The 14136-nt window shown below is 73.5% G+C and carries 7 protein-coding genes; 3 read left to right on the forward strand and 4 right to left on the reverse strand.

What is annotated here, in order from left to right:
* Nucleotides 1-34 precede the first annotated feature (34 nt).
* Both OG242_RS21915 and OG242_RS21920 read right to left on the reverse strand, forming a co-directional pair.
* Nucleotides 35-1636 (reverse strand): alpha/beta hydrolase, encoded by a 1602-nt coding sequence (locus OG242_RS21915; protein WP_405899773.1) that lies wholly within the window; start codon nucleotides 1634-1636, stop codon nucleotides 35-37.
* Nucleotides 1637-1732: 96 nt separating this feature from the next.
* Nucleotides 1733-4450, reverse strand: a complete 2718-nt coding sequence (locus OG242_RS21920; protein ID WP_405899774.1) for a lysylphosphatidylglycerol synthase domain-containing protein — start codon at nucleotides 4448-4450, stop codon at nucleotides 1733-1735.
* Nucleotides 4451-4671: 221 nt separating this feature from the next.
* Between OG242_RS21920 and OG242_RS21925 the strand changes: the two genes are divergently transcribed.
* The gene (locus OG242_RS21925; RefSeq protein WP_405899775.1) at nucleotides 4672-5061 is read left to right on the forward strand and encodes an MGMT family protein; all 390 of its coding nucleotides are present in this window, start codon (nucleotides 4672-4674) and stop codon (nucleotides 5059-5061) included.
* A 240-nt stretch (nucleotides 5062-5301) separates the two neighbouring features.
* Nucleotides 5302-8628 (forward strand): ATP-dependent helicase, encoded by a 3327-nt coding sequence (locus OG242_RS21930; protein WP_405899776.1) that lies wholly within the window; start codon nucleotides 5302-5304, stop codon nucleotides 8626-8628.
* Between the two features lie 9 nt (nucleotides 8629-8637).
* On the opposite strand, the gene OG242_RS21935 is transcribed toward OG242_RS21930, so the two are convergent.
* Both OG242_RS21935 and OG242_RS21940 read right to left on the reverse strand, forming a co-directional pair.
* A complete protein-coding gene (locus tag OG242_RS21935) occupies nucleotides 8638-9543 on the reverse strand; it encodes an SAM-dependent methyltransferase (protein WP_405899777.1) in 906 nt (301 codons plus the stop codon).
* 54 nt (nucleotides 9544-9597) lie between these two features.
* Complete coding sequence (locus OG242_RS21940; protein WP_405899778.1) at nucleotides 9598-10509, reverse strand: SAM-dependent methyltransferase; 912 nt, start codon at nucleotides 10507-10509, stop codon at nucleotides 9598-9600.
* Between the two features lie 344 nt (nucleotides 10510-10853).
* Here OG242_RS21940 and OG242_RS21945 point away from each other — a divergent pair, with 344 nt between their 5' ends.
* Nucleotides 10854-14129, forward strand: coding sequence for a UvrD-helicase domain-containing protein (locus tag OG242_RS21945; protein WP_405899779.1), 3276 nt, complete (start codon nucleotides 10854-10856; stop codon nucleotides 14127-14129).
* Nucleotides 14130-14136 lie beyond the last annotated feature (7 nt).

Consider the following 14136-nt stretch of genomic DNA (forward strand, 5'->3'; position numbering starts at 1 on the left):
AGTTCGCCCATCGTAGGGGGAGCGCCGCAGGAGCTCAGCCGCAGACCGTACCGGCCTCCGGGACCTTGCCGTCGAGCAGGTAGCCGCCGACCGCCTTCTGCACGCAGGCGTCGCCGCTGTTGTACGCGCCGTGCCCCTGGCCCTTGTACGTCATCTGCACGCCGACGCCCTCACCCAGCTCATCGGCCATCGCCTTGGCGCCCTCGTACGGGGTCGCCGGGTCACCGGTGTTGCCGATGACGAGGATGGGGGCGGAGCCGGGGGCGCTGACGTCGGGGGTCTTCCAGGTGCCCTTGACCGGCCAGTCGGTGCAGCCCATCAGGCCCCAGCCCAGGTAGTTCCCGAAGACGGGCGAGGCGTCGCGGAATTCGGGGAGCTTCGCCTCGGTCTGCTCCACGGTGAACCGCTCGCGCGAGTCGGCGCAGCTGATCGCGGTGTAGGCGGCGGCCGAGTTGTCGTAGCGGCCGTCCTCGGAGCGGCCGTTGAGGGAGTCGGCGAGCGCCAGGAGCAGGGCGCCGTTCCCGCCGTCGGCCTCGTCCACACCCTGTTCCAGGAGGGGCCAGGTCTCCTTGGAGTAGAGGGCCGCCGCGATACCGGTGGTGGCCTGGGTCTCCGTCAGCTTGCGGGCGCCGATGCCCTGGATGGGCTTCTTCTCCAGCCGGTCCAGCAGTCCGGAGATGCCCTGCTCGATCTCCTTCGCGTCGGACCCGGGCAGCTTGCAGGCGTCGCCCCGGTCCGCGCAGGCCTTCGCGAAGTTGTCCAGGGCGAGCTGGAAGCCCTTGGCCTGGCCGAGCGAGGACTCCTCTGCGTTCTGGGTCGGGTCGACGACCGCGTCCAGGACCGACCGGCCCACGTTCTCGGGAAACAGGTGCGCGTAGACACCGCCCAGCTCGGTGCCGTACGAGATGCCGAAGTAGTACAGCTTCTCGTCACCGAGCACCTGGCGCATCAGGTCCATGTCGCGGGCGGCGTTGGTGGTGCCGACGAAGGGCAGCTGTTCGCCGGACCGCTTCTCGCAGGCGGCGGCGAACTCCTTGGTGTCCTGGACGAACGCCTTCTGCTCCGCCGCGTCGTCCGGGGTGCCGTCCTCCTGGTAGCGCGCGTCCAGCTGCTTGTCGGTCTCGCACTCGACGCCGTCGCTGTTCCCCACTCCGCGCGGGTCGAAGCTCACCAGGTCGTAACGGGTGCGCAGCTTGTCGTACTCGCTGCCGAACGCGGGCAGGGTGGCGACGCCGGAGCCGCCGGGGCCGCCGAAGTTGAAGATCAGCGATCCGATCCGCTTCTTCGCGTTGATGGCCTTGGCGCGGATCAGCGCCAGCTCGATGGTGTCGCCGTCGGGCTTCGCGTAGTCGAGGGGGGCCTTCATGGAGGCGCACTCCCAGTTCGCCCCGCCCGGCAGCGGCGACGGCGGTTTGCCTCCCCCCTGCGCCTGGGAAGGGGCGGGGCACTTCTTCCACGTCAGCTTCTGGGAGGCGAGGCCGGACGGGGTGCCGGTGGCGGCGTTCGCCGCGCGCGGCGCGTTCGTCGGGCGGTCGGCCGCTTCCTTGTCACCGCCGTCCGCACAGCCGGCGAGCGGGAACAGCACGGTCACGGTGGCGGCGAGGGCCGCGGCGCGCAGGGCAGGGGAGGTCCTCATCGCTCCATGCTGCGGTGGCGCCGGGCCGGGTGCACGGGGTGCCGGTCCAAGTGGGTGGCCGGTGCAGCCAGTGCCGCCCGCGGGCAGCCGCACCCTTCAGAGCTCGCCCTTGCGCGTGAGGTGGTTGAAGCACAGCCAGCCGGGAAGGACCGGCAGCCACAGGGTCATCAGACGGAAAAGCAGCACCGCCGGGGCGGCGACCTCCTTCGGCAGCCCGACCGCGATCAGACCCAGCGTCAGCGCGCCCTCGACGGCGCCCATCCCGCCCGGTGTCGGCGCGGCCGAGCCGAGGGCGTTGCCGGCGAGGAAGACCACAGCGATGCTCGCGTAGCTGAGGTGCGGGGTGTCCGGTCCGCTGAACGCCCGCACAGAGGCGTCCAGGCACATCACGAACAGGCCCGTCAGGAGCAGCATCCCGCCGATGCCGGTGAGCAGCTTCTGCGGCCGCTGCACCACGTCGAGCATGCGGGGGACGACCCCGGCGAACAGCGACCGCACCCGGGTCACCACGAACTTCCGCAGGAACGGGATCGCGGTGACCACGAGCACCAGCACGGCGACCGTCAGCAGCCCGGCGATCACGGTCCTGGACGGGGTGAGCGACGACGGGGTCTTCTCGGTGCCGGTCAGATAGCCGAAGGCGCCCAGCAGCAGGATGTGGCAGCCCAGACCGAACAGCTGCGAGGCGCCCACACTGGCCACCGCGAGGCCGGGCCGGACGCCGGAACGCTGGAGGAACCGGGTGTTCAGCGCGACCCCGCCGACCGCCGCAGGCGCCACGATCTTCACGAACGACCCGGCGACCTGGGCGAGGACCGTCTTGCCGAACGGCACCCGCTCGGGCACGAAGCCCAGCAGGCTCATCGCGGCGGCCACATAACTGAGCGCCGAGAAGCCGAGCGCGGCGGCCACCCAGCCCCACTCCGCCTGCTCCACGACCGCCCCGAAGTCGGCCTCGGTGACCTGTGAGATCAGGAAGTACGCGGCGATGGCACCGGCGATGAAGCTGAACAGGGTGCGCGGCTTGATGCGTTCCAGGCGGACCGGCTCGACCGGGGCCTGCGGCCGGATCAGCAGGACCTCCCGGCGGATCTGGGAGAGCAGGTCCTCCTCGCGCGCCTCTTCGAGCGCGTCGTCCATGGCCCGCTTCTCGGCCTGCTTCTCGGTGCGCAGCGACTTGCGGGCGGTCTTGCGGTCGTCCCTGGACAGCTCGGCGTCCTCGGCCCTGGCGCGCTTGGCCGCGTCGGAGGCCTCCAGGACGGCCTCGCGCTCGCGCTGCGACCGTTCCCGGGCGAGCCGGCGCAGGTGCGCCCGGGTGGAGCGGCTGAGCGCGATCGGCTGGAGCAGCGGCAGGCAGTCGGCGACCGCGTCGGGGCCGAGCACGGCGAGCGCGGCGGCCACGGCCCGCTCGGGGCCCACCCGCAGACCGGTCGTGGTGAGCAGCTGCGCGACGTCCATCCGCAGCACCAGGTCACCGGCCGCGATCTCGCCGCCGCGCAGATCGGTGACGAACACCTTGCCGAAACGATCCACCAGGATGGCGTCGCCCGTGAGCCTGCGGTGCGCGATCCGACGCGACTGGAGGGCCTTCACCTGCTGCCAGGCACCGCGCACCACGTCGTCGGTGATCTCGGAGTCCTCCAGGGCGTCCAGGGACCGGCCGCCGATGTGCTCGTAGACCAGCATCACGGCGTCCGGGCCCAGCTCGGAGGTGGCGATCAGCTTGGGCGCGTTGGCGCCGGCCGCGATGGCCGCGTACGCGAGCAGCGCCTCCTGCTCCAGAGCCTGGCGCAGCGACTGGATGGACCGCCGCTGGGTGATGCTGCGCAGGGTGAGCCGTCGCCACACCCGGTAGAAGAAGCCCTGGGCCTGCTGCTCGCGGTCGACGACGGTCACGTCGAGCGGTGGCCCGTCCTCCAGGGAGACCAGATAGCGGCGCCCCCGGTCGCTCTGGTCGCCGGCCTCGGGCGTCTCCTCGGCCCGCATCGCGGTGACCGGCCGGAAGCCGACGTGCCGCAGGCCCGCCATCAGGTGCTGGCCGGTCGGGCGGACGTTCGGCGAGCCGACCGCGTACAGCGTGCCGTACGCCACCGTCCAGCCGATGAGCACCGTCAGCACGATGGAGAACGGGGTCGTGTAGCCGCCGACCAGCATCGCGAAGGCGTCGAGCAGCAGCACCACCCACAGCACGACCCGCCAGCGCGGCCGTCTCGCCATGCCGACGGCCGTCATGTACGCGATCACGGGGGCGAGGTAGCCGTGTACGGGATCGGTGACCACGTCACCGGGCTGCGGCTGGGTCAGCGCGTCCTGCAACGTGCCGGACGCGGACTTGGCGACCCACAGGTCCGTGGCGAGCGTCACGCCGTGCGCCAGGACCGCGGCCAGCACCCCGTCCGCGATGCGCAGCCCGTCGCGTTTGATCAGCCGCTCGATGGCGAAGGCGACGGGGACGAGCAGCACGGCGATGCTGGAGACCAGCCCGGCCAGCTTGATCAGCAGGTCGGGGGCTTGGCCGGTGCCCTTGTTGATGTCCTGTTCGAGGCCGGTGGTCGTGCCGTGGGCGAAGGCGGCGACGGAGAACAGCACGACGACCGCCAGCACCCCGATGAGGAGGCGCATCAGGTCGGAGGGGCGGTGCACACGGGCGGGCAGCAGGGGTTCGTCCCCCGAGACCCGCTCGGTCAGGACCTCGTCGGAGGTGGCGAGCGTCGAACCTGCCGGGTACTCCGCGTCCGTCTCCGGCTGCCGCCGGTCGCTGTCCGGACGCGGCTCGGCATCGGAGGCGTCGTCGGCCGCCTTCGGTGGCTGCACGCCCTGCTCCTTCGTCGCCTCTGATTGGTCTTCGTGTTCTCGTATCACCGGTCACCGCCCGCATGATGGTGGCACGGCCGACGGGCGCAAGGGGGCATCAGGGTGCGATGCGGGGGCGTGCGAAGCGCAAGATACGCAACTTTCCCGCCGTGCGCACGCTGCGTATGCGGACGGATACGGCCCGGCCGGGACTGTCGGTGGTGTGGGGCAGGATGGGGCGGATGAGCGAACACCCGACGGGCGACGCGCTGCCGGAGTACGCGGAGCGCGTGCTCGACGTCGCCGAACTGATCCCGCCCGGCCGCGTCATGACGTACGGCGATGTCGCGGAGTGGCTGGAGGAGGGCGGTCCGCGCCAGGTCGGCCGGGTCATGGCGCTGTACGGGAGCGCGGTGCCGTGGTGGCGCGTCGTGCGCTCCGACGGCAGGCTGCTGCCCGGCCACGAGCTGCGCGCCCTGGACCACTACCGCGCGGAGAGCACCCCGCTGCGCGAGGCACCCGCGAGCGCGGAGGGCCACCTCCCGCGCCTGGACATGCGGCGCGCGCGGTGGGACGGCGTGACGGGCGGCCCGGCGGAGGCGTCCGGCGGCGGTGGGGGAGCTCACACCTGACAGCTTCGGCCATCGGACGACGGATCGGGCGGAGCCGGGTCGGCGCGGGCGCCGACGGGCTGCGGGGGGCGGCAGGTCCGGGGGCGTCGCCGGGGCGGCCGGAGCCCCGGGCCCCGCAGAACGTGACGCGCTCCGCAGCCGTCCCGGCGCATTCCGGGGGCGTGCCGGAGTAGCGTCTTCAGTTCGCGGGCGACAGCGCGCCCTCACCACCCGTACCCCCCTCAGGACCGGCGATCCCACGTGAGCACCTCCTCCACCACCCGGCACAGCCCCCACCGTCACGTACGGCCGGGGACCACGGGCCCGTACCGGCTGGTGCGCACCCTGCCGGGTTCGGTGGAGCCCCCTCTCCTGGACGCGGCGCAGCGCGCGGTGGTTGACCACCCCGGCGGCCCGCTCCTGGTCCTCGCCGGTCCCGGTACGGGCAAGACGACCACGCTCGTCGAGGCCGTCGCCGCGCGCATCGCCAAGGGCACCGACCCGGCCCGTGTGCTGGTCCTCACCTTCAGCCGCAAGGCCGCCGTCGAACTGCGGGACCGGATGGCGGCCCGGCTCGGCGCCGCCCGGGGACCGCAGGCCACCACCTTCCACTCCTTCTGTTACGCACTCGTCCGCGCCCACCAGGACGCCGACCTCTTCGCGGACCCGTTGCGGCTGCTCTCCGGCCCGGAGCAGGACGTGACCGTCCGCGACCTGCTGGCCGGCCAGCTCGACCTGGAGAAGGAGGGGCGCCCGCACATCCGCTGGCCCGACGAGCTGCGCGCCTGCCTGACCACGCGCGGCTTCGCCGACGAGGTACGCGCGGTGCTCGCCCGCAGCCGTGAGCTGGGCCTCGGCCCGGCCGCCCTCGCCGACTTCGCGCGGCGCACCGGCCGGCCCGACTGGGGCGCCGCCGCCCGCTTCCTCGCCGAGTACCTCGACGTACTGGACGCCCAGGGCGTGCTCGACTACGCGGAGCTGGTCCACCGCGCGGTGCTGCTCGCGGAGCGCCCCGAGGTGTCGGCGCTGCTGGCGGAGAAGTACGACGCGGTCCTCGTCGACGAGTACCAGGACACCGACCCGGCCCAGGTGCGGCTGCTGCACGCGCTGGCCGGCAACCGGGGGAGCGCACCGGGAGGCGGCGGCGGACGCGATCTGATCGCCTTCGGCGACCCGGACCAGTCGATCTACGCGTTCCGCGGCGCCGATGTGAACGGCATCCTCGACTTCCCCGAGACGTTCCGGCGCGCGGACGGGGACCCGGCCCCGGTCGGCGTCCTCACCACCTCGCGCCGTTCCGGCGACCGGCTGCTCGCCGCCACCCGGCTGCTGACCCGGCGGATGCCGCTCACCCGGCTGCCGTCGGCGAAGGTCCGCGCCCACCGCGAACTGGCCGCGGTCCGCGAGGGCGGCAGCGTGGAGGCGTACACCTACCCGACCGCCTCCACGGAGCTGGACAACATCGCGGACCTGCTGCGCCGGGCGCACCTGGAGGACGGGGTGCCGTGGTCCGAGATGGCGGTGCTCGTCCGGGCCGGCGGCCGCACGCTGCCCTCCCTGCGCCGGGCCCTGACCTCGGCGGGCGTCCCGCTGGAGGTGGACGGCGACGACCTCGCCCTGCGCCACGAACCGGCGGTCGGCCCGCTCCTGACGGCGCTGCGCGCGGTGGCGACGGCGGCGCTGCGCGGCGGTGCGGCCGACGAGGAGGAAGCGTCCTGGCTCGGTACCGAGACCGCGCTCACCCTGCTCTCCTCGCCCCTCGGGGCCATGGACGCCGCCGATCTGCGCCGCCTCGGCCGCGCCCTGCGGGACGAGGAGCGCGCCGCCGGCAACCGCGTGCCCGCGCCCTCCGGCGAGCTGCTGGCCCGGGCGCTCGCCGAACCGGAGCGGCTGGTGACGCACGACCCGTCGTACGCCCGGGGCGCCCAGCGCCTGGGCGCGCTGCTGCGTACCGCGCGCGAACTGCTGGAGGCCGGCGGCACCGCCGAGGAGGCCCTGTGGGCGCTGTGGTCCGGCACCCCGTGGCCGGACCGGCTGGAGCGCGCGGCGCTGCGCGGGGGCGCCGCCGGGCGCAACGCGGACCGCGACCTCGACGCGGTCTGCGCCCTGTTCGACACCGCCGCCCGCGCCGAGGAACGCACCGGCGGCCGGGGCGCGCTGAACTTCCTGGAGGAGGTCGACGCCCAGGACATCGCGGCCGACACCCTCTCCCGCCGCGCGGTCCGCCCCGACGCCGTCCGGCTGATGACCGCCCACCGCTCCAAGGGCCTGGAGTGGCGGATGGTCGTCGTCGCGGGCGTGCAGGAAGGGCTCTGGCCGGACCTGCGCCGCCGCGGCTCCCTGCTCGAAGCGGACCGGATCGGCCGCGACGGCCTCGCCGAACCCCTGACGCCCGGCGCACTCCTCGCGGAGGAGCGGCGGCTGTTCTACGTGGCGGCGACCCGCGCCCGCGAGCGCCTGGTCGTCACCGCGGTCAAGGCCCCCGCCGACGACGGCGACCAGCCCTCCCGCTTCCTCGCCGAGCTGGGCGTCGAGCCCCGGGACGTCACCGGCCGCCCGCGCCGCCCGTTGTCCGTCGCCGCGCTCGTCGCCGAGCTGCGGGCGACCACCGTGGACCCCGCCGCGTCGGACGCGTTGCGCGAGGAGGCCGCCCGCCGCCTGGCCCGGCTGGCGGCGCTCAGCGACGAGGACGACCGGCCACTCGTGCCCTCCGCCCACCCGTACCGCTGGTGGGGCCTGTACGAGCCGACCCGTTCGGCCGTACCGCTGCGCGACCGGGACCAGCCCGTCACCCTCTCCGGCAGCGCGCTCGACCAGCTCGCCAACACCTGCGCGCTCCAGTGGTTCCTGGGGCGCGAGGTGAAGGCCGACGAGCCCGCGACCGCCGCCCAGGGCTTCGGCAACGTCGTCCACGTCCTGGCCGACGAGGTCGCCTCCGGCCGTACGCCCGCCGATCTGGCCGTCCTCATGGAGCGCCTCGACTCGGTCTGGGACGGGCTCGTCTTCGACGCTCCCTGGAAATCGCACCAGGAGAAGGAGCAGGCGCGCGCCGCCCTCGAACGCTTCCTGCGCTGGCACGTCATGGACCGGGCCGGCCGCACGCCCGTCGCCAGTGAGCACGACTTCGACGTGACGCTGGAGGCGGGGGAGTACGAGGTGCGCATCCGGGGCTCCATGGACCGCGTCGAGCGGGACGCCGAGGACCGGGCCTATGTCGTCGACTTCAAGACAGGCAAACAGGCCCCCACGAAGGACGAGGTCCAGCACCACCCCCAGCTCGCCGTTTACCAGCTGGCGGTCCGGGAAGGCGCGGTCGACGACGCCTTCGGCGGTACGCGGCCCGAGCCGGGCGGCGCCGAACTCGTACAGCTGCGCCAGGCCGCGCCCAAGAAGGAGGGCGGCGACGCCGCGCCCAAGGTGCAGGCGCAGGCGCCGCCGGACTCCGAGTGGGTCTCCGACCTGCTGGCGACCGCCGCGGGCCGCGTCCTGGACGAGCGGTTCACCCCCACGACCGGCCAGCACTGCGGGCACTGTGCTTTCAAGGCGTCGTGCAGCGCGCAGCCGGAGGGGCGGCACGTCCTGGAGTAGGACGGCGGGTCAGCGCTTGCGGGCCACCAGGCCGTAGACACTGACATCGGCGTCGGTGACGTCGTTGATGTCCTGGTAGCGCGTACGGTCCAGCTCGTCCAGGCCCGCCACGAACTCGGCGTCGGGGTCCGTGGCCTCCGGCAGGTCGACGACCCGCTCGGGGCGCCAGCGGTGCACGGGGACGATGCCGGGTTCGAGCAGTTCCAGGCCGTTGTCGGTGACGAAGTGCTCCATCTGGGCGTACGACCGGCGCACCATGGCGAAGCCGCGCTCCTTGAAGCCCTTCGTGATGTTGCCGACCTGCTCCGGGTTGAGGTCCGAGCTGACGTTGCTCAGGACGAGGACGCTGCCGGGGGCGAGCGCGTCCACGAGCTTCTTCACGACCGGATAGGCCGTCTCGTCCTCGATGAAGTGGGTCACGGCCGCCAGGACCAGGGTGACCGGGCGGTCGAGGTCGAGGGTGCGGCGGGCGGCCTCCAGGATGCGGTCCGGGTCCCGCAGGTCCGCCTCGATGTAGTCGGTGCGGCCCTCGGGACCGCTGGTGAGCAGGGCCTGCGCGTGCACGAGGACCACCGGGTCGTTGTCGACGTAGACCACGCGCGACTCGGGCGCGATGCCCTGTGCGATCTGGTGCACGTTCGCTTGCGTCGGCAGCCCGGTGCCGACGTCCAGGAACTGCCGGATGCCGTCGTTCGCCGCGAGGGTCACCGCGCGCCGCATGAAGTCCCGGTTGTGCCGCACGGTGAGGTAGCCGCGCGGATTGGCGGCCAGGGCCATGGCCGCGGCCTCGCGGTCGGCCGGGTAGTTGTCCTTGCCGCCGAGGAAGACGTCGTAGACCCGTGCGGGGTGCGCCTTTGTCGTGTCGATGCGCTTCCTGAGCTCGGTGGCGTCAGGGGCGGGTGCGTCGGCGCTCATATGACCGTCCTCGTAAGGCTGTTGATGCGACAAGCAGTTAATTTAGACGGTCTTTCACGGCTTGCGTGCCACCAGGACGTAGATGTTGACGTCCTCGTCGGTCGCCTCGGAGATGCTGACGTACCGCCCCTGGTCCAGGTGGTCGAGTTGTTCCGGCGCCGGACCCGGCGCCTCGGTCGCGTCGGCCGCGTGGTCCGGCCGCCAGTGCCGCGACGCGACGATGCCGGGGTCGAGCAGTTCCAGGCCGTTGTCGGTCACGAAGCGCTCGATCTCCTCGCGCCGGCGCAGCACGAAGGAGAACCCCCGCTTGCGGAACGTCTCGGCCACCTTGTTGATCGGTACCGGGTTCATGTCGGCGCTGAGGTGGCTCAGGACGAGGTGACTGCCGGACGGCAGCGCGTCCAGGAGCTGAGCAACGACGGGACGGGCCTCGTCGTCCTCGATGAAGTGGAGGATGGCGGCGAGGACGAGGCCGACCGGGCGGTCGAAGTCGAGGGTGCGGCGGGCCGCTTCGAGGATCTTGGCCGGATCGCGGAGGTCCGCCTCGATGTAGTCGGTGCGGCCCTCGGGGCTGCTGGTGAGCAGGGCCTGCGCGTGGACGAGGACGATCGGGTCGTTGTCGACGTAGACGATCCGCGCGTCCGGGGTGATGCCCTGCGCGATCTGGTGCACGTTCTGCCGGGTCGGCAGCCCGGTTCCGATGTCGAGGAACTGCCGGATGCCCGTCTCGCCCGTCAGCGCGGTCACCGCGCGCCGGATGAAGTCCCGGTTGTGCCGGACGTCGAGGTGCCCGCGGGGGTTGGCCTTCGCCGCCAGCGCGGCGGCCTCGCGGTCGGCCGGGTAGTTGTCCTTGCCGCCGAGGAAGACGTCGTAGACCCGTGCGGGGTGCGCCTTCGTCGTGTCGATGCGCTTACGGAGCTCGGCGGTGGTGTCCAGGTCCGCGGGACCGGGGGCGTCGGCGTTCATAGGGGCGTCCTCGTCGGGATGGGCGATGCGCGCGGTCGGCGTGCTTCGGCGCTGTGTGAGACGGCGTGCCGGGGCGATGCGTGCAGAAAGGCGTCGGATGTGATCGGCGGTGGTCCGGAACGATCATTGACAACCTAGACCGCTCGTCCCGGCGGCGGGAGGCACTTCTCGGACTCTCCGGGCGGCCCTGTGGCCGGGGCCGGGCGGGGGAGCTGGGCGGGGAGCCGGCGGGGACTCCGCGCTGCCGGCGGGTGCACGGCTTCGCACGGCTTCGTGGGTTGTCGAGGGCACCCGGCTTCGCACGGCTTCGTGGGTTGTCGGTGGCGCCGGTTAGCCTCTGTGGAGTGTCCCCGCGCCTCACCGATCCCGAGCAGCTCAAGAAGCTCCTCGGCATCCCCTTCACCCCGGAGCAGACGGCCTGCATCACCGCGCCGCCCGCCCCGCAGGTGATCGTGGCCGGAGCCGGGTCGGGGAAGACCACGGTGATGGCCGCCCGCGTGGTGTGGCTGGTCGGCACCGGCCGGGTCGCCCCCGAACAGGTCCTCGGGCTCACCTTCACCAACAAGGCGGCCGGCGAGCTCGCGGAGCGCGTACGCAAGGCACTCGTCGCCGCCGGAGTCACCGACCCGGACGTGATCGACCCGGACAACCCCCCGGGCGAGCCCGGCATCTCCACGTACCACGCCTTCGCCGGGCGGCTGCTGACCGAGCACGGGCTGCGCATCGGGCTCGAACCGGGCACCCGCCTCCTCGCCGACGCCACCCGCTACCAGCTCGCGGCCCGCGTGCTGCGCGAGGCCCCCGGCCCCTACCCCGCCCTGACCAGGTCCTTCCCCACCCTCGTCAGCGACCTGCTCGCCCTCGACGCCGAGCTGGCCGAACACCTCGTACGCCCCGAACAGCTCGACGCGTACGACACCGAACTGCTCCGCACGCTGGAGACGGCCCGGCTCAGCAACGCCGAACTGCGCAAGATCCCCGAGACCGCCGAGGCCCGCCGCGAACTGCTCGCGCTGACCCGGCGCTACCGCGAGGCGAAGCGGAGCCGCGACCTCCTCGACTTCGGCGACCAGATCGCCCTCTCCGCCGAGCTCGCCCTCACCCGCCCCGAGGTCGGCGCGATCCTGCGCGACGAATACCGGGTCGTCCTGCTCGACGAATACCAGGACACCTCCGTCGCCCAGCGCCTCCTGCTCTCCGCCCTCTTCGGCGGCGGCCCCGGCGCCGAACCGACCGGGCACGCCGTCACCGCCGTCGGCGACCCCTGCCAGGCCATCTACGGCTGGCGCGGCGCCTCCGTCGCCAACCTCGACGACTTCCCGAGCCACTTCCCGCACGCCGACGGCACCCCCGCCACCCGCTACGCGCTGAGCGAGAACCGCCGCAGCGGCGGCCGCCTCCTCCACCTCGCCAACGGGCTCGCCGCGCCCCTGCGCGCCATGCACGAGGGCGTCGAGGCGCTGCGCCCCGCCCCCGGCGCCGAACGCGACGGCCTCGTCCGCTGCGCCCTGCTGCCCACCCACACCGAGGAGATCGCCTGGCTCGCGGACTCGATCGCCCACCTCGTGCGCACCGGCAAGGCCCCCGGCGAGATCGCCGTCCTGTGCCGCACCGCCGGCGACTTCCCGGAGATCCAGGCCGCCCTGGTCGCCCGCGACATCCCGGTCGAGGTCGTCGGCCTCGCCGGGCTGCTCCACCTCCCCGAGGTCGCCGATCTGGTCGCCGTCTGCGAGGTCCTCCAGGACCCCGGGGCCAACGCCGCCCTGGTCCGCCTGCTCACCGGCCCCCGCTGGCGGATCGGCCCCCGCGACCTGGCCCTCCTCGGCCGCCGGGCCCGCCTCCTCGTCCACCGCGCCGACCACGGCGACGACGAGGACTCCGACCCCGACCGCAGGCTCGCCGAGGCCGTCGAAGGCGTCGACCCGGCCGAGGTCATCTCCCTCGCCGACGCCCTGGACACCTTCCTGGACGCGGGCGGCGAGGAGGACGACCGGCTCCCGTTCTCCGCCGAGGCCCGGATCCGCTTCGCCCGCCTCGCCGCCGAACTGCGCGAGCTGCGCCGCTCGCTCGCCGACCCCCTGATGGACGTCCTGCACCGGGTCCTGGCCACCACCGGCCTGGAGGTCGAGCTCTCCGCGTCCCCGCAGGCGCTCGCCGCCCGCCGCCGCGAGACCCTGGGCAACTTCCTCGACGTCGCCGCCCGCTTCGCCGCCGTCGACGGCGAGGCCACACTGCTCGCCTTCCTCGGCTTCCTGCACACCGCCGTCCAGTACGAGAAGGGCCTGGACAACGCGCTGCCCGGCGGCGAGAACACCGTCAAGGTCCTCACCGCCCACAAGTCCAAGGGCCTGGAATGGGACGTCGTCGCCGTGCCCGGCCTGGTCGGCGGCCAGTTCCCGAGCGGCCAGTCCCGGGACGCCTGGACCTCCCAGGCCAAGGTCCTCCCGCACGCCCTGCGCGGTGACAAGGCCACGCTGCCCGCCCTCCACAGCTACGACGCCAAGGGCCTCAAGGGCTTCAAGGAGGAGATGAAGGAGCACCAGCACACGGAGGAGCTGCGCCTCGGCTACGTCACCTTCACGCGCCCCCGCACGCTGCTCCTCGGCTCCGGCCACTGGTGGGGCCCCACCCAGAAGAAGCCGCGCGGCCCGTCCGCCTTCCTGCACGCGCTGTACGAGCACTGCGCCGCCGGGTACGGCGAGATCGAGGCCTGGGCGGACGAGCCCGCCGAGACCGACGAGAACCCGGCCCTGGCCGATGCCTCCGCCGACCACGCCTGGCCGCTCCCGCTGGACCCCGACGCGCTGGCCCGCCGCAGGGCCGCCGCGGACACCGTCATGGGTCTGCTGGCCCGGCCGGAGCCCCCGGAGGACCCGGCGGACGCACCGGAGGTTCCGGCCCCCCGCACCCCCGCCCGCCTCACCCCCGAGGAGACGCGCACCCTCGCCTCCTGGGACCGGGACCTGGACGCCCTCGCCGGGGAGCTGCGCCGGGCCCGCGCCACCGTGCGCGACGTGCTCGTCCCCGCCTCGCTCTCCGCGACCCAGCTGCTGCGCCTCGCCGACGACCCCGACGCCTTCGCCCGGGAGCTGGCCCGGCCCATGCCCCGCCCGCCGCAGCCGGCCGCCCGCCGGGGCACCCGCTTCCACGCCTGGGTGGAGTCCCGCTTCGAGGAACTGCCGCTGCCCATGCTCGGCCCCGACGAGCTGCCCGGCGGCGACGAGAGCGACGCCGACATCGCCGACGAGCGCGACCTCGCCGAGCTGAAGGAGGCCTTCGAACGGACCCCGTACGCCCGCCGCACCCCGTACCGCGTCGAGACGCCGTTCCAGATCACCCTGGCCGGCCGGCTGATCCGGGGCCGAATCGACGCGGTCTACCGCACGGGGGACACGTACGAGATCGTCGACTGGAAGACCAGCCGCACCCACACCGCGGACCCGCTCCAGCTCGCCGTCTACCGGCTGGCCTGGGCCGAACTGCACGGGCTGCCGCTCGGCGACGTCACCGCCACCTTCCTCTTCGTCCGCAGCGGCGAGGCCGTGCGCCCGGCCTCCCTCCCCGGCCGTCCGGAGCTGGAGCGCATCCTCCTGGACGAGCCACTTCCGTCGGACGGATAAGCTGAAG

This window comes from Streptomyces sp. NBC_00727, assembly GCF_045161745.1.
Classification (GTDB): domain Bacteria; phylum Actinomycetota; class Actinomycetes; order Streptomycetales; family Streptomycetaceae; genus Streptomyces.